Below are 23,657 nucleotides of genomic sequence, written 5' to 3' on the forward strand. Positions count from 1 at the left end.
TAACGTGACGGAAGATGGCTCCGTTTCATATCTCACGAAATCCTCTTGGATCTGAACGGGAACGGTAACCGTCTGATTATTGTATGAACCTTTCAGCTTTGCTGTGGCTCCATATTTGCCGCTCACCTTGTCGCCGCTGATAATCAACGCATCCGAACTGGACTGCCAAGTGATGGATCCAGTCACGTCCTCGATTTTGCCGTCCTTATATAAGGCGTTTACTTTCGGAAGATTGGTTTCCTGTCCAATGACGAGAGATAACGACTGGGGCGCAGCTATCAATTTAAATGAAGCCGCCGCAACATTGCTCTTGGCTTGTGTGCTTGCCGGCCATGATATGGCAAGGATCAGCATCAGCATAGAACATACAACTAATACTCCAAAACGAAATTGGCCTTTTCCTGATTCAAATACTAACTTCATAAGTTTCTCCTCTCGCAACTGCCTGGTTATATCATTTTCGATGCCTTATTCGGATAGGCTACTTCATATATCGGCTGTTCATGAGAAAAATTGTTGGCTTTTTTTCTTCGCATCTGGATGATACTGTGCAGCAAGGAAAGTAAATTGATAAAATGAAATTCATTCACTACCTATGCCTGCGCAATTTGTTATTATTCCTATATAAATGCAGGATTTTCCCGGTTTGTGTAGAAAGTATTGTGCTATGTAAATATAAGGGAGAGTGTACCCATGTTAGAGAATAAGACCATGATCATCGCTAATTTTAACTTAACGTTCGGAAAAGATGATGAACCGATGTTAAACTATTTTGAGGATATCATCTATCCGGCTTTCAAGAATGCAGATGGTGTGAAGTATGACCGAAACCCATATACTTTTGAAAATGTTACGTTGACGATGAAAAATGGGATTTTTGTATTATGCGGATTATTGGTCAAAAGTACAGTATTACAAGTGAAATCCAGATACGATTCAGAGGGAAAGCTACAGCAAACCTCGTTTGAGTATCCTTCTGATCCGTATTCATATTTTATGATTAATTTACAAAATCACCGCATGGCATTGGTGAAAAACCAAAAAGGCAGCCCGACAGTGAAAGATCTAGAGACAGTATCCGAAAAACTTTTGACACGGTATGTTAAAGAGGTAAATAAAGACAAATTAAATGAGAACGATGATAAACTCCCTATGCCAATGTTGAACATAGTTTCCATACCGTTTTCCGGAAAAATAGTTGAGGAATTGAAAAAAGTAAAAAAGATTGAAAAGTTAACGTTGCGGTTTTATCCTCTTAACTTAGACATCTCTACAAGCGCTACTTTCAACCATTTAAGAGAGATGCTTGAAGAAACGGGCAGTAAGACTGGAAACACACAGATCAATACCCCGACGAACCATGAAGGGGTAGGAAGGCTATTGGAAGAAACAAAAGGCTTGATAAAACCGTCCATTCAAGTTGTGTATAAGAATAACTCAAAGCGTACATTGACTGAGAGTAATTTTAGCCAGACATCTTCCATAGAATTAGATGATATTGGTGATTTCCAAGAAAACTTGAACACGATATCCGGAAAAGTGATTAACCAGCAGGATTATGTGATCACTAGTGACGAAAACGGAAAGTTGTATGAGAGATTATTCTCTCGTCTTGAGCAAATGTATAATAACTTTAAATCATGAAAAGGAATAGGTAGGTGGTTAAGGTGACACGCGATGACAAGGATACCATTAGACAATCAATACATGGGCTTTTGTCAGATACTGATCCAGATAAGCTGATATTAAAATCCTTACGATCTATCATGCCTTCAAAAAGACGGAAGTTATTTATAACCGCAGCACTTTTCTTGTCAGTGGTTATTTACCTATTTTATTTCAGTCGCGCGTACACGAACGCTATAGAACGCACGATGAATCTTATTGAAACGGTGAACACAATATCATTGCCTGTGTTGGGCTTAGCTGTAACAGGATACGCTATATTTCAAGCGCTTGCTAATGGTGATACTTTGATTACGATGCTCAAAGTCAACGAAAATGAAAAAAGTAAATTCCAGGAATACAACTACTTCTTTTTAGCTTTTTCGATACTGTATATATTTATCATCATCATAAACTTCTTAACCATTGTTTTCTTGAGGAATGTCAGCCTTGATTGGCATATTTCTTTTTTTTCTTTGACAGTAAACAACGTAATTTATTCATTAGTCATGTCTATATATTTTACGTTCATACTTAACGCTTTTGTGGAGATTAAATGTTTTGTGTATAACCTTTACCAGATATTCTCCACGAATGCCTCAGCAAAAGGTATCACATATCTAAATAGCAATGAATCTGAAAAGTGACATCTCGCGACATTGACATAAAATAATGGCGCAGAATTAGTTGCAGTCCAGGAGCTTCTAGGACACGAGAACCCTGCGACAACTCAGATTTATGCAAGTATCACGGCAGAACGTAAACGGGAGCAACACAAAAAAACATTTAGTGCAATAATCACATATACGACACGTCCACTCGGGCGTGTTTTTGTTTTGCCCCCAGGAGCCGATCTGGGGGCTATTTATTTTGAACAGGGGGAAATGAAATGGAAAGATTGGATTTGGCATTAAAGTGGGGTATAGCACTTGCAGGATCGGCAGGAACTTATCTATTAGGTGGGTGGTCGGAATTGATATCATTTTTCTTACTAGCGATTGTGATCGATTATGTGACCGGAATTTTTGCTTCATTAAAAGAAGGTAAGGGCCTTAGTAGTAATGTTGGATTTTGGGGTATAGCTAAAAAGGGACTTATGCTGTTAGTTGTCATATTGGCACACAGGCTAGATGTCTTGATGGGCACCGATGTGATCATGATTGGATCTATTTATTTTTACCTTGCTAATGAGCTTATATCTGTAACAGAAAACTATGGGCGGCTTGGACTACCATTGCCTAGCTGGATCAGGGAGATCATAGCTATTTTCAAAAAGAAAGGCGGCGAACAATCATGAATCCATTTGAAAATTTCAGGTTAACAAGTCCATTCGGCATGCGTATGCATCCAGTAGATAAAGTAATGAGGTTTCATCGGGGTGTAGACCTCGTTATTTCTCCTTCTAATGGTAACATTAAGGCATTTGTTGCTGGGGAAGTATTACACGCTAAGATGGGAGCTACTGGTTCAGGATTTGGGAATTACGGTAATCTGGTCGCCATCAGAGATGATAAAGGATATCTACATGTGTATGCTCACCTATCTTCTATATCAGTTAAGGGGGGTCAAAAAATAGATAAGGATCAAGTGGTAGGAAAGCAAGGTAATACCGGTAAATCGTCTGGTGCGCATTTACATTACGAGGTTCGCAAGGCTTGCTCACCCTCCTATGGTTATACGGCAACAGAGGCCGGAGTTGTGGAGCCTACAAAGTATTTGCAAGATTATTATTCAAAAGGGGAGTTGGTAAAGGTGGACAAGAAAGACGCAAATGCGATCATTGATACGTATCTGAAGCCAGCATGGGGGGCAGCTAAGACCCCGGCAGATAAACAAGAGATTGGTCGCTTGGCTGATGAATTGCGGGTGGCTTCAGGACAGCCTAAACAAAATGGATAGTGGTTTCAAAATCACAGGTTTTTAGTAATTTGGTTGCGAACACCATTTAATCCCTACTGACTTCGGGGGGGGGCTTATTTTATTTAGTTCTAACCTCAATATAATCTCCCTTTAAGGCTCATCCTCTAATATAAAGGTACCTCTTAAACGTATAAGGTAAGGCCCCGCAGGATAATCACTGGCGGGGCCTTAGTGTGGTGCCGTTTTTTATTTGGGTTAGGAAACTTTTCCTGAGCAGCATAAGGTGCCTATTTACAGATTGTCCCAAATGTATTATATTAGTCCTAAAATATACGGAAGCATCGTTATGCAATCCGAAAACATCGGTAAAATACCCCTCTAACCGTAATTGGTTGGCGGGGTATTTTTGTTTAGGTAAGGAAAATTTTCCGTACCAGAATAATAACGAGGCATGAAACCTGAATCTTGATAACGCCTAGCGCTCGGAAACTGCTTCTTAATATCCGTCCCGATTTCCGCTAGGATCTGTTCTGCCATTCGAGTAGCTATACCAGGAATAGAATCTAAACGTTCGACCTCATCATGAAATGGGGTTATCCTCAAATGATTATAGCGCCATTGAACATGAGGAAGGCCTCCGTCGTTTAGAGGCAACCGAAAGAAAGCCACATAAGATGGTCGATGAGTTTGAGGGCGAGTAAAAAATCTCATTTTTGTTGTTGACGAGGAGATGACTCCGCAGGTGAGCGAAGTGCTGGCGAAGGCGCTAAGCAGTAGTTGTTGGAAACGGAGTTTACAGCAATCTAGACTATTAAAAGCCCCAATAATGATTTCATTGGGGCTGCTTATGTAAGTGGATATATTTAATTTGTGGTTAGCGCTCCTAATGTGTTATTCGTGAGCAATAAGCTAAGTCGAATGAATAATGCTGTGTTCGTTTATCAAATTTTACTTAAAATTGAATTTTAACTATTCAGGGTAGATTTTTTAAAAGTACCTATCAGAACACCATTTTATTTTTGATTCCCTGACATCCTCTCATAAATTTTAATTATTTGATTTAAAACGAAAATCCGTTGAACTATATCCTCACTAAAAAGGTTAAGTTGTCGGTTAAAGTTATTAATTTCGGTTTGATAAGGAGTTGGATTTGTTTCATTCTTCTCATATATTTTGAGAAGTTGAAAGTGTAGCTTGCATATTTCTTCATAAATCATCGTATGATCCCCCAAAATGGTATTGTATATATCAAATTATATCAAATTATATCAAATTATATCCAATATATAATTTGATCAGACTTTGATAATAAATGAGCTATGTGCCATGTCTGTTACAGATTATTCAGCTGGGCGATTTTAGGTGTAACTATATGTTTTTTGGATTGATATTAATGACTGATGCTTTCATGGAGATAGCAAAGAGGTTACTAGGAAATTAGTGGCCAATTAGTTTTTTTAAATTTGAATATACTTCATCATACAAAGGTATTATTAATCCGTGATTCCGTGTGTAGTGGGGTTCGATGTACGATTTTGTGGAATCTAAATATAGATGGTTTAGTAGCTGTTGTATAATACTTAGATCTACACCACTTTCGTAAAGAATAGTTGCAAAGGTCCTTCTCGTGGTATGAACTGTAGCTTTTGGGATGTTGACCGCCGATAAATATTTATCTAAGAGTTTATTAACCCTTCTTTGCGTTAGGGGTTTAGAGTTTTCTGTGAAAATGTAGTCATTAGGTCCTATATTATTTCGCTCGCAATATACTTTAAACACTTTCGTTATTCCTAAACGTGTAACTATATATTTTTCTTCTTTGTTTTTTGTATGTTCAAGATAGAACATATTCTGATCATATAATACCTTTTTACCAGTAAGTGTTAGAATTTCATTTATCCTACATCCAGTGCAACAAAGGGTAACGAATAATAACATATCACGTAGTAAATTATCGCTATGTTTTGTTATACTCCAAAGTAGCTTTAATATTTCATGGCGATTGAATGTACGACCATGTGATCTGAGAGGTTTATGCTTTCGTAAGTCAAAATCAATATCTCTTATTATATTTTCAAATTGATTGTAAGTTAGTTCTAAATAATCAAATAATTGATTTAGAGTTATTTTAGTTATCAAAAGATTTGAATAACTTCCACTAACTAATAACTCAAAGTATTCGTCAATAATTTCAGTATTTATTTGTAAATAAAAATATTGTTCTTCTAATTCGTCGAATGGAATACAGAATATTTTATCTAAAAAAACACTTTCTGGTATGGTGTTTATTTTCTTGGATAAAAACTCCGCGAAATTCATTAAAGATTTTCTATAACGCTTTTTTGTTTTTAATTCTACATTGATATTAGCAATAAAATCATCAATCTCACATATTATATTTTTCATACTTCTCTTATTCCTCGTTTATATTAAACAAAGTGAATAGAATTTTTTCTAAGGGTAAAGGGTACTTTTGAACTTCTTGCATTAAATCTTCATTTAATAGCTTAGTATAGATTAGAGTAGTTTCGATATTTTCATGACCTAATAATTCAGCAATCAACTCAATTTTCATCCCACTTTTCAAGCAATTAACGGCAAATGAATGTCTGAAGCTGTGAGTAGAATATTCGTTATCCATACCTAGTTTTTTGAAAATACGGCTTACCATTGCCTGTACCGCTTCTTTTCGTAAATCAGTAGTCTTATTAGCATAAGTACTATTAAAAATTTTGTTGGTAGAGTGAACATCAATCTTCATAAAGTTAGCATATGAAAGCAATACCTGTTTCACAAGTGGGTATAAAGTGACAGTTCTTGTTTTATTCCCTTTACCTGTTAGTTTTAAGTAGTTCTTTTCAAAATTTATATCAGAATATTTAATATTAACAAGTTCACTTACTCTGGCTCCAGTACCCATAAGAGTAATGATAATACTATGATTCCTGTAAGGATGATTACTTTTCAAACTTGCTTTTAGAACCTGACTTACTACAGGATCTGGAACATATTTGGGCAATCTCGGATTTTTTTTTCGTCTAAATTTCTTGTTTATTTTCTTATCTGCATTATCGTCAAAAAGATAATTTGACTCGTATGCAAAGTACATTAAACTTCTGATATAGTTGAGATAGGTATTGTAAGTTCCATTAGTAACAGTAGTGCCTTTGATTGGTTTACAGGTTCGAAGATAGCTTCTAAATAAGGAAAGGCTCATATTAGTAATCAGTATATCTGAATCATTATTAAGGATATAGTTTTTGAAAGACCTCAGGAAAACTTTGTAATTATCGGCATTTCTTTGATTCATTTCTTCTTCATCAACCCAAAGACCTATTTGTGAGTAATACTCATCAATGACCTCTAATAGTGTTTTCTTTGATCTACTTGTTAATAATTGCTTAGTAATATACTCTTTATTTTCGCTACATATTTTTAAAAATTCAAAGGAGATATTTAATTCATCACACATTGCTTTTAAGTCAAGGTCTTTTCTAATCGAACTCATAATGAATATCCTCCGTATACTTCATAATAGGATCAATGTCCAATGTATTAGCTACAAGTCGATCATCTGTTTTATATCGATAAGATTCGGTTGATGATAAATTTTTATGACCAACGGATTCAGCAACTTTTTTAATATCATTAACCGCTTCGAGAGCGTTAGTAATATAAGTGTGTCTAAATGATTTCGGAGAACCAATCATTTTTTTAAAGGCAGCAAAGTTAGATTTGCGAAAGATAGTATATATATTTCTTGAGGTTATACAGAGACCGGATTTTTTTTGAAATAAAGAATCATCCGATGGATGAAAACAATCTCTATAATCAAGATATTTTTCTATATATCCCATTACTTCTCTTGGAATTTTTAATTTCCTCATTTTTGATTTTTTCGATACTAAACTAACGGAGGATTCAGTTATCCAAAGGTCGCTGATTTTCAAATTACTAATTTCAATGGGTCTACAACCAGTACTAAAAATTAAAAGTAAGATGGCTAAATTGCGATAAGAAAAATGTTCCATCCCTGGTTTGGGATTGAAAGTGTGCTTAATCATTTCTTTAACTTCGTGTACTTCGACATATTCATTGGACCTGTTAGCATTAGTTTGTAATCTTTTAGGTGGATAGTATTTAATATCACTTAGCTTTCTTTTCTTTAAATAATTAAAGAACAAACGTATTGACTTAAGGATGGTATACATGTAACCTCTTTTTATTTTTTTACTTGCAACTTTTCTACTAAGTGAATCTTCAAAATCATTAATGTGCCTTAATCCTATTTGGGATATTTTTATATATGAATCAGGCCCAATCAGATCTTCAGAAAAAGTGTCACGTAGATAAGAATAAAACAATTGAACATGCTTTCTATAAGTTTCGGGCTGAGTATAATTTTTAAATGTCTCTATATATCTTTCAAATTCAAAAATTACATTAGGGTATTTAAGATTTCTTATGTTTTGATTTTTCTCAGCATTGTAATAAGTAGCATTAGCAAGTTCATTTTTCTTTAAAAATTTTAACCAATTTCTGATACGTCCCATTAACAAGTTAACAGTACTTTTTTTGGTTTTCTTATACAATAACTCTCTATATTGTTCAATATAAATCGGCAAGATGTCATTAGACTCTATTTTATTTATTGGAATATTATTGAAGTGATTCTTAGAAATATGACTTAAAAATATTCGAATGGTAGAGGCCACATATACAGATTTATTTTGCTTAATTAAGTGCTCTAGATATGAAGTTACTTCTTGATGAAATTCTTTATAGTGTTTTTTATTTAGATTTAAGCTTTGAGTTTCTTTTAAATTCGTTATCATATAATCACCTCTAATATAGTATTTCCAGTATTTATTCGAATAGACATATGATATAATCATCATATACTATATTAATCCCCCCCCCTCTATTCTCCGGCAGGCGCTAGGGAACATTCTATTTATTCAATGGCTCATTTATCGAGCAAATTTTCAAAATACCTATTCAAGGGTTTATTTGTGACGTATATTACATAATCATTGGTTCAGTGTGATAATACTGGATTGATTAAAAATGTAAAAAAAATACATTTATGTTCACCTTATTTTTTAAAGGTGAACACTTTGTTTTGTCTTTAAGGCGAAACATAAAGTGTTCGCCTTTTTTTGTGATAAAAATTCATTTAATGTACAACGTACTGATAACAATAATTCCTGCAAGCACCCAGGTTCTGGTGACTACATATACGGAGGGATGTAGGCCGAACTGACCCTATTTTAGCCATATTTGATATTAAATAATGCTAAAAACCAATTAGTGGTTTATTTAATCTATTTGATTTACTTAAGGAGTCTATTAACATGATTTGATATTCTTTTGAACCACGAGATGGTTTTTGGAAGATATTAAGATTGAATTTATTGATAATTAAGTTGGTGATGAAAATGACGATGTCTGAATATAATAGATTTGAAAATATAGTCGAACGGTTTATAAACCCTTTGCCGCTTAGCAAAGGAGATAGTAATGAAAGATTATGCATTTATATCGTGGATTCTAAAGAAGTAAAGGATGAAGTGAAAAAGAAATTCTTCTTTAATAATCCCAAGAAGCTCGATGAGGTAGTCCTATTTTTGGATGTTCCCAACCGTATTAGAATAGGTAAACTGATTTGTGGTTTGACAAATAAAGATATCATAGAGAGTTTTCCGACACTTGGGGGGTCTAATAGTGGAGGGATGTTAAGTAGAATATTTAAATATGGAGATTCAGATTCAGATACAGATACAGATACAGATGTCGTGTCGATGAGTGAGATACCATACAGATTTATGATTTCAATTATGACGGAGATTCCCCCCATATACTTTTTGGATGAAAATAATTCCAAAAATGTTGTTGATGAATTTTGGGAATATAGTGCATTAAATGTGAAATTAATTAAGTTAAATGAATTGGATGAAGTATTAATAAGTGGTTGTCAAGATGCTTTAAAAAAACTAAGGGAAAATATATCTTACAAGAAATTGATTTATCCTTTCGTAGTTATATACGAAAACAATAAAATATATATCAATGTACATTACCAAAGAGACTTATATGAGATCCGAATTCTTGCACCAACGGGCCAAGTTCAGTTTAAAAGAATTATTCAAAGTATATCCTCAACAAAGCCAATGGCATATTACTACTCCCCAACAATATTACGAGGGTATAGTACAAAAATATGTTTCATAGGTACCTACAAAAATGATCCCAAGAAATTATTGGAACATATTACTGAAATTAGTTTATTGACTTCGGTTTATTTTTTTAATAAACCACCACATGGGTTTTAATTATTCTGGTTAAAGTTATTGTAAAACCTCTTGATAAAAACAATCAGGAGGTTTTTTATTTGTCTGAGAGTAAAAGTCAGAAATTATCTTTTGAGGAACACAAACAAAAGGTACTTGAACTAATTGAAAAGTGGATAGAGCTTGAGGAGGAAAGAATTAAAACTGACGAATCAAATCAGGATAAGCAAAACGAAATTTCATAGATCAAATCATTACTACACGTAGTACTTTTGCTGCTGTTTTTTCTGTTAAGGAATATCCTACAGAATGGAGACTATAAATGAAGATTGTCTTATCGGTTATTGAACTCTCTGAAATGCTTGCTGTGTCAACGGATTCAATTTATATGATGGTACGTGAAAATCAGATTCCTCACGTTAGGGTTAGACGAAGAATTTTATTTCACAAAGAAACAATTGAGGATTGGTTAAAGGGTACTTCTTCTTTGAATTGAAAATAACTCATAATCAGAAATCCTAGGTAAATGGAGTAATGATGAGTGAGATCTTATGTAGAAAAAATGAATAAGGAGCAAAGGAATATGAAGGATGACAACCGGAATACCTTTCAATTTAATAGGTCGGCCAGCAAATAAAAACGTTCCGGATGTAAATCTTACATTGGGGGCATCGATATCCGATGGGTTTGTAAAGCTCTACTTAATAAGTAGTGAGTTGGCAGCGAATGCGGCCGATCGTCGTGTATTGATCCGATTAAATAGAGTAAACAACTCATACAAGAGCTATGTAATCATGACAGGCGATGAAAAATGGAGGGGGATGGACACAAATGGATTCTCTATTGGGCGAAATGGATCGAGTCTTGACCGTAACTTTTCGTTAGAGTTACTCCGTCAAATTTTTCGAAATCGCAAAAATTATCAGAAAGTGGCGTTCATTGATGAGGACGGAGATCGAATACTGGGATATGAAGCCCACGGTGCTCTTAATAACAAATCAACCACTTGCTAGCGCTCAGTCTACAGGAGGAGTATCCACGGATCAATATAGAGTTTACCAATTATAACTTATGATTTATCCAATAAAAATACCCCGCCGACCAGTTTGAGGTTGACTGGGTATTTTTAATCACTATTAATCTCCAAATTTTTGATGAATAATGAGTTTGGCACATTTAATACCCAATTATTTGTTAAACCAGGTCTGATTTTACTGTTAACTCTGGAGTATACTGGCAGCGTCAAGAATTATGTGTAAATGAAAATAACCTTGTCTTGTAGAACTAGGGTTAGACTTTGGTAGTGAACATAGCCAGCAGTTCTGAGCGAGCTTGATCAAAACCAATGTGACAACGTGTAGCAAAGCGTTGGTTATAGCTTTCAAACTGTGAAACCATGAATTTTTCTAGTGCTTCTTCATGGGGGAATTGCTCTTTACGATTCGTATATTTCTTAATCTGTTTGTTAAACGTTTCGATTAAATTCGTCGAATAAATGCTTCTCCATATCGGCTTAGGAAAACTGTAAAACGTAAAGATATAGGGGGTTTCTCGTAGGGATTCAACAACCTTAGGATACGCGGTGTTCCACTTCTCACAGAAGGTTGCTAGAGCTGCCTTACCAGCTTGTTCATCGTCGGATCGATAGACAGAAAGTCCTCACAGACCTCTGCCCCGCAGAGACTATTTTTAGAACTTGCTAGTATCGGCCTGATTTCGTTTAATGGTTTCGAGCTAGGAATGAAGCACGTGAATGAACAATATGATTTGTCTGTTGACGATGTAGGAATATTTAGAAGGGCAAATTAGAGTTTGTGGCGAATGAATTGTTTAGTCAATTCGAAAGTGAAATCCAATCGCAATAAAATAATTGTAGGAGGTTTTGATATGTTCAAACGAGATGATATCCTAAAAAATCCAATAGATTTTGACAATGCCATATTATTTGCCATACCAATCGAGGTCTATCAAACAGATGGCAGGCATTTAGAGACCGGCGTAATCGAACGCCAGACAGAAAATACTATTCGTATGAATGGTGGAAACTATTTGAAAATTAATTGCATGTTCAAAGTAGGATATATACGGAATCAAGCATGAAGGTAGGAGGAAAACACACAATCTAGTAATTGTAAGTAGTATGTATGCACAAGAGTATGACAGGTTCATAAAATAAACAATTCAATTTCCTCAGGGATCTGGATTTTTTTATTAATTAATACGAAGAAGAATCCATGTTGACTGATAAGAGGATATACAAATATCATGTATAATTGAAATTATGGGAGGATTAGTATGTTGAACTCTTCTGCTACAAAAATTTCCATTGGTGTCTTCCCCTCCTGATAGGCCTTTACAGCTGCTAACTTGAATGCTGATGGTAAGCAATAGAACGTTCTGAAAAATGCAATACATTAGCGGTTCTCGCAATCTGACGAATCTGAGTTTCACTAAATCGTAATTCACTGTAGACTAACTTTTACCCGTAGTAATCCCCAACCGTTCTTGTACATTGATTATAAAAAAATGACCCAAGAGAGGTGACTTTTTTCAAAGTGTCGATCTTTCGGGTCAAAGCTTATTTCTTAAGCACAGTACATATGTTGTTATCCTAAAGTGCCTAGGCAATAAACTGAACATATATCACCATTCAGTAATATCTAATACTCTACAACAACAATCACATTTAACCTTAATGACTAATCCTATTCCGGTTGGAATGAATGTATATGCGAATTTAGCTCCTGTCGCATCGATTGCTTTACATTTATCCCATTCATCAATTTTCTGTTCCATTGTTTTAGTTATCTCGAAAATCATTTTTCATCCGCCCCCATTAAACGATAACTGCAAAATAATTATATTGTATATCGGATTCCACACTCAGAAAACTTATAAAAAAAATGAAACCTTGGCAAATCATTGTCAGCTGGTCATTCTATAGTAATTGTTTAAGCTACTTACTATGCCTGAAGTGGATGAGCAGCTCATCCACATAACACCGCTGTCCACTATTGTACATAAAATTGAATATAAGAACAATTGGAATGGAAAATTGAAACTTTAGAAAGATATATTCCCACTTATCGAAATATCATAAAAAGAAAATTAGCACACATATAATTGTCATGAAGATACAAAGAATCTGAATTATCAACATTAAAATAGACAGCTTCTCTTGTAATCAATTAAACATTATTTATATATGAATCGAGAGTATAGATATTCATGAGTGTTAGAAGGTTTAATAATCTTCTATTTTAGAAATGATAGTATTATAAAAATAGATTGGGGTGACTGACTATAATGAAAATTTCATCTGGGTATCCTATTAATGGTGAAATAGTAATAAAGGCTATGCCTTATATTAAAGCCGAAAATAAAACACTTTATGTGGCTATGCTATTCAGTTTTTTTGTTGGTCTTCGTGCTAAAGAGATATTTAGTCTTTCATGGAATGATGTAAACATCGAAAGAAAGTCCGTTACGTACACTCATAAGGAAAAGGATACTATAATAAAGATTATTCCAGAAAGTATACTAAGGGAATTTGTTAGCTTCAAAGGGGAAGAAGAACATGAGGATACGGATCCTATTTTTACGACAATTAATAAATCGCGATTAACCAATGGATGGACGAAAAAACAGTTATACAATATTCTTGAAAAGTATAAATTAAATTACTTTCACTTTAATGATTTATATAAACTAAATAAAGAATTATTATTTAGGGAAAGTGCGTTTAATATTCCGTTATTGATAAAACCATCTGTGTATCCAACAGATTTAACGAGTAAATATATTGATTTTAGTGATAAGAACCAAAGAAAAATAAACGAGGAGATTATTGATTTCTTTTATCAAAAGATACAATTCGATAATGTTCATTTAGATTATACAAATTGAAATTGATATACCACTCAAAGGATGAATTTCTGATTATTAAGGAGAGCAACTCAATATTTCTGAGTTGCTTTTTTTGTGCATTAAAGCATACTTTTCGGCACGATTCAAAGAGTCTTGTTTCTGCGTGTCAAAACATCATTAATTTACTTTAGGCACATGCCATCGTAATCGTCGATGTTTTGGCACAAATATCAATCTTGCTTCTGGTGAAAGAACTTCTTGTAGTTATCTTTTGCCAAATGCAAAGTTTTTTATGTTATTTCAAATTTCTGAGGGAATTTGGAAAGATAGTGAGGATAATTTAGTTGCCTTTGATGCTCAGTATATGGATATGGGATATGAAAGTAATTTGTTATTTAGAGCTGACTATTTAGAAAAATATTTAAGAGAAGACGATCAATCAGTGGTATGGGATTTTTATATGGAGAAGATGTCTGAGCGCAGTAGAAAAGAAGAATGGTTCATATGTTGGACTGATAATGGAACTGATATAAAACACACTATTATAGATCAATATATAGAACTAGAAATGAAAGATAGATTTTAATTAGCCCCCTGTGTTAGGCTAGTTGTCATAGACCTCTAGAATTAGTAGAGTTAGTATAGAAGTTCTAGAGGAGGAGTAAAACTATGGCAAGGTTTAGCGAAGAATTTAAATACTCAATCGTTAAAAGAATGATGCCACCGAAGAATGAATCGGTAAATGCAATAGCAAGGGAAACAGGGCTTACAGAAGCTACATTATACAATTGGAAAAAGAATGCTAAATCTAAAGGAATGGCTGTTCCTGGTGGAGAGACAGATTCCGAACGTTGGAGTACGCAGGACAAGTTCTCCATTGTTATTGAGACTGCTACACTTAGTGAAATAGAATTAGCAGAATATTGTCGTCATAAAGGTCTGTATGTCGAGCAGATTCAAGCCTGGCGTGATGCCTGTATGCAAGCCAACGACGGTGTTGCAGAGCAAGCCCATCAGCTACAGAAGAATAATCGCGAGAAAGACCGTCAAATCAAGAAACTGAGTCAAGAGCTTCGCCGAAAGGAAGCAGCTCTGGCTGAAACAGCTGCTCTTCTCGTGCTCAGAAAAAAGGCCCGAGCGATCGTGTGTCAAGAAAAGGCAATGTAGGAAGTTGTCTTATGCTATCTAGAAGATGAGGGTAGGCCCCATGAAATCGACTATACAGGTAGAGGTTTCAAATCACCTTAAGGTGCTGTTGTCAAAAGCAATGGTATTGAGCGTTAAGGAAAAGGCGAAACATAAGATTTCGTCAGATGAGAGTTATGGAGTTGAACGAAAGTGAACCATCGATGACGTTTCGAAATGCTTCAGAAGCTATCAAAACCAAGAAGGATCGCAATTTTGGGATAAATCTAGAAGGAATCCTGTTTACTGTCTAGATGGTAGCCGGAATAAAGATGGCAAGAACATAACTCAGGCTTTTAGATGGAACTTGAGAACCTACGATTTCGATGTAAAAGGAAAAGCCACAAGTAAAGAACTTACGAGGGTGAAAGTACCGATGCGAAATATAGGGGCGGAATAGTTTGTAGTAGTGATGAATTTTCTGTAATGGAAAAGGAGCGAAGGAACTGTATTATCCTGCTTAATAAATTTGGACAACCATTCATATTGGGAGGATCTAGATGGAAAAGGCAAAGTCATTCAACATTACTAAAAGAGAAGTGTATGAGGCGTACAAGGTAGTAAAAGCAAACAAAGGCTCAGCGGGCATCGACAATATATCCTTAGAAGAGTTTGACAAAGATCTAGGAAACAACCTATATAAGATATGGAACAGAATGGTATCGGGTAGTTACCTTCCACAACCAGTAAAGGCAGTGGAAATTCCTAAGAAAAGTGGTGGAATACGTGTTCTGGGTATTCCTACCATAGCGGATAGAGTCGCTCAAATGGTAGTGAGAAATTCGCTGGAGCCACATGTAGAACCATATTTTCTATCAGATTCTTACGGATACCGTCCCAACAAATCAGCACACGATGCCATAGACATAACGAGGCAAAGATGCTGGAAATATAATTGGGTGCTTGAATTCGATATCAAAGGACTCTTTGACAACATTAATCATCAACTTCTAATGAAGGCAGTTCGTAGACACACCCAAAATAAGTGGGAAGTGCTATATATTAAGCGATGGCTGACGGCAGCAATGGTAGATAAAGAGGGGAATGTAATTCCAAGAACAAAAGGAACGCCTCAGGGTGGGGTAATTAGTCCCCTTCTTGCGAACATCTTTCTACACTATGCCTTTGACACGTGGATTACAAGGAAATTCCCTACAAATCCTTGGTGTAGGTATGCGGATGATGGAATCATACATTGTTACTCGAAATCTCAAGCTGAGCATATTTATAGTTGTCTTACGGAGAGAATGAAAGAATGTGAATTGGAAATCCATCCGGATAAGACGGTAATTGTATATTGTAAAGATAGTAACAGAAAAGAGAATCATAAAAATATACAATTCACCTTCTTGGGGTACAGTTTCAGACCGAGGAAAGCCAAGGCGAGAAACAGAAAGTCCTTCACGAGCTTTATTCCTGCGATAAGCAAAGATGCTAAAAGGCATATTAGAGAAACTATTAAAAGTTGGTATTTGTTACACCAGACGGAGAAATCTCTTCAAAGTCTAGCTGAGAAATATAATTCAGCCATTAGAGGCTGGTTAAATTACTATGGTAGATATGGAAAAATAGAACTAGCCAAAGTACTTCAGCATATAAACCTGCATTTAATGTGGTGGGTCAGAAGAAAATTTCTCAAATATAAATCTAAAACAAAGCGCTCATTTCTTAACTTACGATATATTTCCAATAAGTATCCTGATTTATTCGAACATTGGAAGGTTGGTATAGTACCCAAATGACTGGATAATAAGAGCCGTATGACATGAGAGTGTCACGTACGGTTCCGAGAGAGGCTTAGAGTGAAACTCCCTAGGCCTACTCGACTGGGGGGACAACGAGGACGATTAATCTGCGCCTCAGATCGCAATAAAGCTATAATTCTGATCAAAGAAGCAGTCGTTAGTGGAGCAAGAGAACCGCTGGCATGTAAAGAACTAGGGATTAGCCAAAGGACCTTACAGCGTTGGGGAAGTGACCTCACACCCTGTGAAGATCAGCGCCCTTTGGTAGAACGACCAACGCCCAAGAACAAGCTGAGCAAAGAAGAAAGAGAAACGATCGTCCAGACGGTCAATCAACCAGAATTCAAGAGTCTTCCACCTAGTCAAATCGTTCCGCGACTTGCTGACGAAGGTATTTATATAGCATCAGAATCTACCATCTATCGAGTCTTAAAAGATGCAGACATGCAGCACCATCGTGGAAGAAGTAAGAAGCCGAGTTCTAAGCCTATCTCTACACATAGTGCGACAGGCCCCAATCAAGTGTGGATGTGGGATATCACATGGCTTCCTGGACCAGCTAAAGGCATCTATTTCTATCTATACCTCATCTTGGATTTGTTTAGTCGTAAGATTATTGCATGGGATGTGTGGCTTGAAGAATCTGCTGAGAATGCTAGTTTACTAGTCGAACGAGGCACATTATCAGAAAAGCGAATGTCTTCGCAACAGCCGCTTGTGCTGCACTCAGACAATGGCAGTCCCATGAAAGGATCCTCGCTACTAGAAACTCTTTACCTTCTAGGTATCACGCCTTCAAGAAGTCGTCCGAGAGTGAGTAATGACAATCCCTACGCAGAATCCATCTTTAGAACCTGTAAGTATCGACCTAACTATCCAGCCAAGGGATTCACGGATCTAACAGATGCAAGGACATGGGTACTGACTTTTGTGCAATGGTACAATAAAGAACACAGACACAGTGGGCTTAATTTCCTAACCCCAAATCAAAGACACGATGGATCATCTGATCAAGTATTTGAACAACGGATAAAAATATATGAGGATGCAAAACGATTACATCCTGAAAGATGGTCCAGAGAAATTCGAGATTGGTCGCTAAACGAAGAAGTATGGCTTAACCCTGAAAGAATAAGTCAGGCATTAACCGGAAACAAACGAAATTCTTAATTTATACATATTCTAGATTCGCGACAACTTGTTTGACAACTACCGCCTTTAACGATGGACAATGCCAGAAGGTATTCAAGAAAAAAGTCGAAGATCATCCAAGGAGATACACCGTCCCTGCTCGAGGGAGTGATAGTTACTATGAACAATATAAAAAGAGAACGGCTGTAGAACGTGTGAATGCTTATTTGAAGGAATACTTTCAACTGAACAACATTCGTCATCGCGGAGCATTGGCCAAAGTCGATTTTGAACTAGCTTGTCTGACGTACAACGTTTGTAAACTTACCGTTGACCGCTTGAATCAAAGTAATAAAGCGAATAAATTAACTGCGTAGCTCTTAATTTTAAAAATGCTGGCGTAAATATTCTGTTAATCTGATTTAGTGAGAGAACGATTTATGAAATTGATTCAATTAGGTAGCAAAAACAGTTTTATGCAATAAAATTATTGTATCTACTAATTTTTAACGAACAGGCGTCCCATCTAATAGTTCGGTTTTATTGCGATCTATATTGGCCGTCAAAGGGGTGTAGAGTTTTGGAGAAAATATTAACGATTTCAAACCCACCAATTCGAGGGTATCAATTTTTTGCCTACCAATTATCAGTTATTTGCACCTCACCAGATTTTTCACATTGGTTAAACAGCCACTTCATTCAGTTGTTCTGTAATCCATTAGAACCAGTGGTTCAATTTTATGAACCGTATATACGGTATGAAACTAATCCATGGTTTAAATTCGAAAGGCTTTCTAATGAAACAATTAATGAATTAGAGCTTGACTTAAACATTATTATTAAAAGTTATATAGATCGGGGCTTTTATATATTGTCCATTGTAGATGAGTATTATATCCCTAACAGAACAAGTTATCAAAAGTTTAGTAATATTCATGACTTACTTATTTATGGATATAATCAGAAGGAAAAAACTTATGTAACAATTGGATATGATGATTCTAGCAATTACAGAACTCAAAGAGTTAGGTTTGAAAACTTTGAAAGATCCCTTTTTAGTAATAGCGATAATTATATAATACCATTTGCTTTAAAGGGGGATTTTACATATGGCTTTAACATTGAAAATATCATAGTTCTTTTAAATGATTATTTATGTTCAAAAGATACATCAGAAAATCTTAGACAATTAGATGAAAGGCAGTATCAACCAGACCATGTGTTTGGAATAGAAACCTATAGGTGTTTAGAAAATTACTTTGAACTACTTATAAAGAAAAAAGCACCTTTTGATATTCGATCATTACACTTTCTATGTGAACATAAGGAAAGTATGATTACTAGAATAAATTTTTTAGTTAACAACGGCTATTTAATTAATGGATATGACAGTGATTATATTATTAAAGGTCTACAAAACATAAAAAATCAATGTAATATTGCAAAAAACTTGCAAATGAAATTTTTCCTAACGAATAATCCGAACGAGGTTGTAAAGATCATAAAAATAATTAATGATGTCTCTGAAAAAGAGAGAGCTATTTTGACGAAATTATTAGATTGTTTAAATAAATTCAAATGACCCAATATTTTTTAACTCCGAGAACTTAAGCTCAAAGGTAGCATTGGACTGCTTAACAAAAAATAGGGGAATTTGTAAACTAAAGGTGGATAAAATGGTTATAAAAACAGAGGTAAAGTATAGTGAAATTTGAAAAATTCTAACTAAAATAATCTTTGTAGGTAAAAATGTGTTAGACGGAACAGCAAGCTATGGGGCCATTGTTAAAATGAATGGGAAAGATGGTTTTAGGAGAGTGTTTTTTAACAAGAAGAGAGCCGGTACCTCAAACATCGAATGCATAATAGCAACATAATTTAAACTGTGGATAGCTGTTTTTCATGTTGTAATTCTCATTGACCGTTAATATTGCTGCTTAAGGATTGCAGATAAAAGCTAAAGTACAAGTTGGAAAGGAATTTGCCCTCTAACGTAAGACGATTAATTTGTATTGTATTTCTGAAATGCCGTATTATGCAAATGGAGAAGTTCAAATTAGTTCTATTAGAGCCTGTTCAAAAAGCCCCTGAAATCAGATGAAGAACAAAAATGCACCTGTGAAAAATATGGTAAAATGGAAGTGCTACTACCACCAATTTAACCATTCGCGAGGTGCATTTTCATGCAGCTTGAACTGCTACCCTACCACTATTATAACACACTCGGCTTTGACGCGGAACTCATAGATTACATCAACCATGTCGATGATTCCATTGTGTTGGAGAAGATTGCTCCGCTCTACATGGATGGCGGGCGCCCTCCCATTGATCCAAGAGTCTGCTTTCGGATGCATTATCTGTACTTCACACAACCGGAGAGATATCCTCATTTCGGGAGCTGGAGAGGCAATTAAAAGAACCGAAAATTCATGCATGGCGTAACTTTATCGGCGTCCCGAACATCGATAAGGTACCGGTTCACAGCTGTCTAAGCAACTTCTGTACCAAAGTCAGTGCCGAATTGTTTTATGCGATTCTTTTCGACCTTATTGCATAGGCGTTGAAACTGAAGGACTTTCTACTCCCGACACTGACGGGCATCGATTCTAGGCCGATCTGGGCCAACGTCAACGGATACAAGCATAAGCGCTGCTCTTGCCTGGATCAGAGCAAGTGTGCTTGTGAGAAGACGTTTTCCGATCCAGATGCTACCTGTGGCGTGCAGCGAAAAAGGCGAACCAGAATAAGTTTCTCATCGGTTATCGAAAGCACTCCTTTGTCTGTCCCAGCCCGAAGGGCCCGATCGTCTTGTTCTCGATCATTCTGCCCAATGATACCAAGTCATGTTGCCGCTCATTGAAATGATGAAGAAAATTGAAGGGCTGAAGGTCGACCATCTGGTGGCGGATTTAGGTTATTTCGATGCCGATGATCAGAAGGAAGCGCTCCTAAAGCACGATGTACGGTTGTAACGGAAATCAAGAAAAACACCATCATTCCCGAACACTGCTCGTCTGTAGGAAAACCGGAGTGCGAGCAAGGTCATGCCCTTGTGTTCGACGGATTCGATAAAGATACATACATCGCTTGGTTTCGCGGGGATGATGAGCAATGCGCCGCCTGCCCGCTACAAGACCTTTGCGAGAAGCAATTTGGCTATTCCTTCGCGGAAAATCCATTTTCCAATGGTCCTGTACCGCAAGGAAGTGTGCTGCAAGAGTACATGCTGAATTTCCGTAAGCAGGTAGAACTGGCGTTTGCGCAAGAGTCGAATCAGTTGACTTCCGTCATGAAGCACAAGAAGGTGCCCGTGCGTACCACCAAACGCGTTGAGAAATGGTTTATCCTTCGAGACGCGTTTCGATTGATTGAGCGGATGATTGCATGTACGGGAAACGGTTCTGCCCCCGAATCATGTAGAAACCATCGAGAAATTGCAAGAAATACAAGTGGAGCAGTTGTCCCTGCCGCTTGCGTGTTAAGAAACCTGCAAAGAAATATTCTTTGATCGGTTAAAAGACGATCTGCAAAACAAAGGGTTTTTTTCTATCTTTGAGTGTTTTGTAGATCAGAGTTGAAGACTCAAGAAATATAGAGAAAAAGAGAAGAAAACATTTATTTTTGAGGGAGAATCACAAAAAAATGGAAATTTTTGCAGTGAATCTGATTGGTCTTCCTGACGAACATACCCTATCAGCTCTCATGTCTCTTGTTCCGAAGGAAGTAAATCAGAAATTAAAACGGTTCAAAAAAAAGGAAGATTATTATCGTTCTCTCGCTGCGGAACTTTTAATTCGAGTAACCATAGCTAAGAAAACACATTTGAAAAATCGGAATATTCATTTTGGAAACAGTAATAACGGAAAACCATATCTTATCGAATTTGACTTTGATTTTAATCTATCCCATTCTGGTATATGGGTTGTATGCGCTATTGACGAAACTCCAATAGGAATTGACATTGAAGAAATAAAGCCAATTGATTTAGAAATTGCTAAGCGTTTTTTTTCATATAACGAATGGGTGCATCTCATTAGTATACCAGAAGAAGAAAAGTTGGATCACTTTTATGATTTATGGACGCTGAAAGAAAGCTATATCAAGAATATCGGCCTAGGTCTTTCGATTCCTTTACATTTAATCTCTTTCACGGTCAATGGTGAAGATATTGGATTTGAGAACCGTCACACCAGTGAAATCCGATATTTTAAGCAATATCATGTGGATGATCAGTACAAGCTTTCTGTCTGCGCTTATGGAGGTAATTTTCCAGAGGAAATTAGCATTGGAAGTTTTGAGCAATTGATACAGGATTCCTTAGTATTGTTAAACGAATAATCATAGTTGTTATCCGAGAAAGCTCACACTTTTTGAACGTAATTTTTGTTGAGACGGATTGTAAAATGAAGTGCGACAGCTGCTAAGAGAATAAAAGATGGCCCATGGCTGATTCGTGTAGAATGAAGTTACCACAACACCATTCACACAAGGAGAATCAGACCATGAGCTACACTCAACTTATGCATAATCGAACGAAGTCAGCTAGACATCCTCAACCGACAAGGGTGGACTGCTCGTGCCATCGCCAAAGAGATCGGGTGGCACCATTCCACTGTAGCAAGGGAGATTAACCGAAACCACGTGCAGGGCATCTATGAGGCGGAAGTCTCTCAACGAACCTATCAGAATCGACGTGAATGCTTTATACCCGTAGGGAAATGGACAAATGAACTAGCCCAAGAAGTCGAGGAGAAGCTGCAGCAGACATGGTCTCCTGAACAGATCTCACAGCGCTATAGGACGGCTGGGAACGCAATGGTCTCTTTCAAAACAATCTACCGTTGGCTATACGATGGACGCTTAGCGCGTGCAAAGATAAGCATGCTTCGGCACAAAGGAAAACGCCGTAAACCGTTAGAAACACGAGGACGCTTTCTCGTGGGTAAATCGATTAAACAGCGACCTAAGGAAATCCGGGCCCGCGAGACATTTGGACACTGGGAACTCGACACCGTTGTCTCCAGTCGTGGAAAGAGCAAGGCATGTGTTGCAACCTTGATTGAGCGAAAGACACGACTATATACGACCATTAAAATGCCTGACTGAACAGCACTTTCTATGGAAATTGCCTTTGGCGTTGCTGCATCTCAGTATCCTCAGGGCACTTTCCAAACCGCAACCACGGATCGTGGAAAAGAGTTTGCCTGTTTTGCCTCTTTAGAGTTCACTCACAACATCGATGTCTATTTTGCTGATCCCTATTCATCCTGGCAACGTGGTTCCAATGAGAATGGAAATGGCCTCCTTCGAGAGTTCTTTCCTAAAGGCAAAGACTTCGCTGAGGTGACTGATGATGGACTGGCAGCAGCACTCAATCTCATTAATAACCGGCCAAGGAAATGTTTGGGTTGGAAGACTGCTCACGAATCATTCATGGAAGCCCTGTCGTACTTGGCTTGACAATCTGTCTTGAATATAAAAGGATGGTAACAGGCATAAAGTTAAAAAGCTGGACGAAGTGATCCACATAATCGATTAAAAGTATGAATGTAATCTGTTTTTAAGTTAAAGCATGGTCCAGAAAACAAATCGGTATTATGAAGATTCGTAGTCGATGAGAAGTTGAGTCGGTAATCGAGAATGGATATATATCGTTTAAGAGCAAAGTTACTTGTACTTGGCGCGCTTTTTGAATGCAATTTGCTATGCAAGTTTCTTGACAAACGATATGATCTTTTTAAATATACAATGAACATACCTTTCAAAATTTAGGTTTAATACATGTAGAGTGCTTAATTCTTTGTAAATGATTTATTATCTGAATCAATTTCATAATTCCAAAGCCTTACTGTCCTTAAGTTTTTAGAACATGAAAAAAGGAGTACCTCCCCAAATCTCGAAGTGTTTAGTACCA

At 36.4% G+C, this 23,657-nt stretch carries 22 protein-coding genes and 5 pseudogenes; 21 read left to right on the forward strand and 6 right to left on the reverse strand.

Annotated features, from left to right (window positions below; translation table 11 throughout):
- Positions 1-423, reverse strand: a pseudogene (locus BW961_RS27965) (hypothetical protein); the annotation flags it as partial.
- A 270-nt stretch (positions 424-693) separates the two neighbouring features.
- Between BW961_RS27965 and BW961_RS27970 the strand changes: the two are divergent.
- The 4 genes from BW961_RS27970 (at position 694) to BW961_RS27990 (ending at position 3,564) form a co-directional block, all read left to right on the forward strand.
- Positions 694-1,644 carry a hypothetical protein gene (locus BW961_RS27970; RefSeq protein ID WP_068579803.1) on the forward strand — a complete coding sequence of 317 codons (951 nt, stop codon included), beginning with the start codon at positions 694-696 and terminating at the stop codon, positions 1,642-1,644.
- A gap of 23 nt (positions 1,645-1,667) precedes the next feature.
- Positions 1,668-2,312 (forward strand): hypothetical protein, encoded by a 645-nt coding sequence (locus tag BW961_RS27975; protein WP_068579801.1) that lies wholly within the window; start codon positions 1,668-1,670, stop codon positions 2,310-2,312.
- Between the two features lie 242 nt (positions 2,313-2,554).
- The gene (locus tag BW961_RS27985) at positions 2,555-2,962 is read left to right on the forward strand and encodes a phage holin family protein (protein ID WP_068579799.1); all 408 of its coding nucleotides are present in this window, start codon (positions 2,555-2,557) and stop codon (positions 2,960-2,962) included.
- Positions 2,959-3,564: a M23 family metallopeptidase gene (locus BW961_RS27990; RefSeq protein ID WP_068579797.1), complete on the forward strand. Its 606-nt coding sequence runs from the start codon at positions 2,959-2,961 to the stop codon at positions 3,562-3,564. Before BW961_RS27985 ends, BW961_RS27990 begins: the two co-directional genes overlap by 4 nt.
- A 438-nt stretch (positions 3,565-4,002) precedes the next feature.
- Here BW961_RS27990 and BW961_RS32065 read toward each other — a convergent pair.
- The 4 genes and pseudogenes from BW961_RS32065 to BW961_RS28015 form a co-directional block, all read right to left on the reverse strand.
- Positions 4,003-4,101, reverse strand: a pseudogene (locus BW961_RS32065) (transposase); the annotation flags it as partial.
- A gap of 861 nt (positions 4,102-4,962) precedes the next feature.
- A complete protein-coding gene (locus BW961_RS28005) occupies positions 4,963-5,931 on the reverse strand; it encodes a tyrosine-type recombinase/integrase (protein ID WP_068579795.1) in 969 nt (322 codons plus the stop codon).
- 7 nt (positions 5,932-5,938) lie between these two features.
- A complete protein-coding gene (locus BW961_RS28010; protein ID WP_068579790.1) occupies positions 5,939-7,033 on the reverse strand; it encodes a tyrosine-type recombinase/integrase in 1,095 nt (364 codons plus the stop codon).
- Positions 7,020-8,360 carry a tyrosine-type recombinase/integrase gene (locus tag BW961_RS28015; protein ID WP_169810246.1) on the reverse strand — a complete coding sequence of 447 codons (1,341 nt, stop codon included), beginning with the start codon at positions 8,358-8,360 and terminating at the stop codon, positions 7,020-7,022. Before BW961_RS28015 ends, BW961_RS28010 begins: the two co-directional genes overlap by 14 nt.
- A gap of 609 nt (positions 8,361-8,969) precedes the next feature.
- Here BW961_RS28015 and BW961_RS28020 point away from each other — a divergent pair.
- The 4 genes from BW961_RS28020 (at position 8,970) to BW961_RS28030 (ending at position 10,828) form a co-directional block, all read left to right on the forward strand.
- Positions 8,970-9,857, forward strand: a complete 888-nt coding sequence (locus BW961_RS28020) for a hypothetical protein (protein ID WP_156510088.1) — start codon at positions 8,970-8,972, stop codon at positions 9,855-9,857.
- 59 nt (positions 9,858-9,916) lie between these two features.
- Positions 9,917-10,060 carry a hypothetical protein gene (locus tag BW961_RS30795; RefSeq protein ID WP_156510087.1) on the forward strand — a complete coding sequence of 48 codons (144 nt, stop codon included), beginning with the start codon at positions 9,917-9,919 and terminating at the stop codon, positions 10,058-10,060.
- Between the two features lie 77 nt (positions 10,061-10,137).
- Positions 10,138-10,311 (forward strand): excisionase family DNA-binding protein, encoded by a 174-nt coding sequence (locus BW961_RS28025; protein WP_076577111.1) that lies wholly within the window; start codon positions 10,138-10,140, stop codon positions 10,309-10,311.
- Positions 10,312-10,405: 94 nt separating this feature from the next.
- Positions 10,406-10,828: a hypothetical protein gene (locus tag BW961_RS28030; RefSeq protein WP_068579785.1), complete on the forward strand. Its 423-nt coding sequence runs from the start codon at positions 10,406-10,408 to the stop codon at positions 10,826-10,828.
- A 277-nt stretch (positions 10,829-11,105) separates the two neighbouring features.
- On the opposite strand, the pseudogene BW961_RS28035 reads toward BW961_RS28030, so the two are convergent.
- Positions 11,106-11,468, reverse strand: a pseudogene (locus BW961_RS28035) (transposase); the annotation flags it as partial.
- Between the two features lie 234 nt (positions 11,469-11,702).
- On the opposite strand from BW961_RS28035, the gene BW961_RS28040 reads away from it, so the two are divergent.
- The 13 genes and pseudogenes from BW961_RS28040 (at position 11,703) to BW961_RS28095 (ending at position 23,203) form a co-directional block, all read left to right on the forward strand.
- Positions 11,703-11,915 (forward strand): hypothetical protein, encoded by a 213-nt coding sequence (locus BW961_RS28040; RefSeq protein WP_068579784.1) that lies wholly within the window; start codon positions 11,703-11,705, stop codon positions 11,913-11,915.
- A 1,206-nt stretch (positions 11,916-13,121) separates the two neighbouring features.
- Entirely contained in the window at positions 13,122-13,721 is a 600-nt protein-coding gene (locus BW961_RS28045) for a tyrosine-type recombinase/integrase (RefSeq protein ID WP_068579783.1), read from the forward strand.
- Positions 13,722-13,953: 232 nt separating this feature from the next.
- Entirely contained in the window at positions 13,954-14,268 is a 315-nt protein-coding gene (locus tag BW961_RS28050; protein WP_068579781.1) for a hypothetical protein, read from the forward strand.
- Positions 14,269-14,351: 83 nt separating this feature from the next.
- Positions 14,352-14,849 (forward strand): transposase, encoded by a 498-nt coding sequence (locus BW961_RS28055; RefSeq protein ID WP_068579779.1) that lies wholly within the window; start codon positions 14,352-14,354, stop codon positions 14,847-14,849.
- Between the two features lie 518 nt (positions 14,850-15,367).
- Positions 15,368-16,609 carry a group II intron reverse transcriptase/maturase gene (gene ltrA, locus BW961_RS28060; RefSeq protein WP_068579774.1) on the forward strand — a complete coding sequence of 414 codons (1,242 nt, stop codon included), beginning with the start codon at positions 15,368-15,370 and terminating at the stop codon, positions 16,607-16,609.
- Between the two features lie 60 nt (positions 16,610-16,669).
- Complete coding sequence (locus tag BW961_RS28065) at positions 16,670-17,782, forward strand: IS3 family transposase (protein WP_082867292.1); 1,113 nt, start codon at positions 16,670-16,672, stop codon at positions 17,780-17,782.
- A gap of 62 nt (positions 17,783-17,844) precedes the next feature.
- Positions 17,845-18,120: pseudogene (locus BW961_RS28070) on the forward strand (transposase); the annotation flags it as partial.
- Between the two features lie 203 nt (positions 18,121-18,323).
- Positions 18,324-19,325 carry a hypothetical protein gene (locus BW961_RS28075; protein ID WP_068579771.1) on the forward strand — a complete coding sequence of 334 codons (1,002 nt, stop codon included), beginning with the start codon at positions 18,324-18,326 and terminating at the stop codon, positions 19,323-19,325.
- Positions 19,326-19,926: 601 nt separating this feature from the next.
- Positions 19,927-20,157, forward strand: a complete 231-nt coding sequence (locus tag BW961_RS28080) for a transposase (RefSeq protein WP_068579766.1) — start codon at positions 19,927-19,929, stop codon at positions 20,155-20,157.
- A 429-nt stretch (positions 20,158-20,586) separates the two neighbouring features.
- On the forward strand, positions 20,587-20,715 hold the full coding sequence (locus BW961_RS31670; protein WP_280175230.1) for a hypothetical protein: 129 nt from the start codon (positions 20,587-20,589) through the stop codon (positions 20,713-20,715).
- Between the two features lie 80 nt (positions 20,716-20,795).
- On the forward strand, positions 20,796-21,251 hold the full coding sequence (locus BW961_RS28085; RefSeq protein WP_068579765.1) for a hypothetical protein: 456 nt from the start codon (positions 20,796-20,798) through the stop codon (positions 21,249-21,251).
- 134 nt (positions 21,252-21,385) lie between these two features.
- A complete protein-coding gene (locus tag BW961_RS28090; protein WP_082867291.1) occupies positions 21,386-22,081 on the forward strand; it encodes a 4'-phosphopantetheinyl transferase family protein in 696 nt (231 codons plus the stop codon).
- Between the two features lie 164 nt (positions 22,082-22,245).
- Positions 22,246-23,203 (forward strand): annotated as a pseudogene (locus BW961_RS28095) (IS30 family transposase).
- The last annotated feature ends 454 nt before the right edge of the window (positions 23,204-23,657 follow it).

It is taken from the genome of Paenibacillus macquariensis (assembly GCF_900156375.1).
Lineage (GTDB): Bacteria > Bacillota > Bacilli > Paenibacillales > Paenibacillaceae > Paenibacillus_AQ > Paenibacillus_AQ macquariensis.

Bases quoted from the DNA above. Each gene is read 5' to 3' on its own strand.
- BW961_RS27970 (WP_068579803.1), top strand. From the start codon at position 694: ATGTTAGAGAATAAGACCATGATCATCGCTAATTTTAACTTAACGTTC.
- BW961_RS27985 (WP_068579799.1), top strand. From the start codon at position 2,555: ATGGAAAGATTGGATTTGGCATTAAAGTGGGGTATAGCACTTGCAGGA.
- BW961_RS27990 (WP_068579797.1), top strand. From the start codon at position 2,959: ATGAATCCATTTGAAAATTTCAGGTTAACAAGTCCATTCGGCATGCGT.
- BW961_RS28005 (WP_068579795.1), bottom strand. From the start codon at position 5,931: ATGAAAAATATAATATGTGAGATTGATGATTTTATTGCTAATATCAAT.
- BW961_RS28010 (WP_068579790.1), bottom strand. From the start codon at position 7,033: ATGAGTTCGATTAGAAAAGACCTTGACTTAAAAGCAATGTGTGATGAA.
- BW961_RS28015 (WP_169810246.1), bottom strand. From the start codon at position 8,360: ATGATAACGAATTTAAAAGAAACTCAAAGCTTAAATCTAAATAAAAAA.
- BW961_RS28020 (WP_156510088.1), top strand. From the start codon at position 8,970: ATGTCTGAATATAATAGATTTGAAAATATAGTCGAACGGTTTATAAAC.
- BW961_RS28025 (WP_076577111.1), top strand. From the start codon at position 10,138: ATGAAGATTGTCTTATCGGTTATTGAACTCTCTGAAATGCTTGCTGTG.
- BW961_RS28030 (WP_068579785.1), top strand. From the start codon at position 10,406: ATGACAACCGGAATACCTTTCAATTTAATAGGTCGGCCAGCAAATAAA.
- BW961_RS28040 (WP_068579784.1), top strand. From the start codon at position 11,703: ATGTTCAAACGAGATGATATCCTAAAAAATCCAATAGATTTTGACAAT.
- BW961_RS28045 (WP_068579783.1), top strand. From the start codon at position 13,122: ATGAAAATTTCATCTGGGTATCCTATTAATGGTGAAATAGTAATAAAG.
- BW961_RS28055 (WP_068579779.1), top strand. From the start codon at position 14,352: ATGGCAAGGTTTAGCGAAGAATTTAAATACTCAATCGTTAAAAGAATG.
- ltrA (WP_068579774.1), top strand. From the start codon at position 15,368: ATGGAAAAGGCAAAGTCATTCAACATTACTAAAAGAGAAGTGTATGAG.
- BW961_RS28080 (WP_068579766.1), top strand. From the start codon at position 19,927: ATGCAGCTTGAACTGCTACCCTACCACTATTATAACACACTCGGCTTT.
- BW961_RS31670 (WP_280175230.1), top strand. From the start codon at position 20,587: ATGTTGCCGCTCATTGAAATGATGAAGAAAATTGAAGGGCTGAAGGTC.
- BW961_RS28090 (WP_082867291.1), top strand. From the start codon at position 21,386: ATGGAAATTTTTGCAGTGAATCTGATTGGTCTTCCTGACGAACATACC.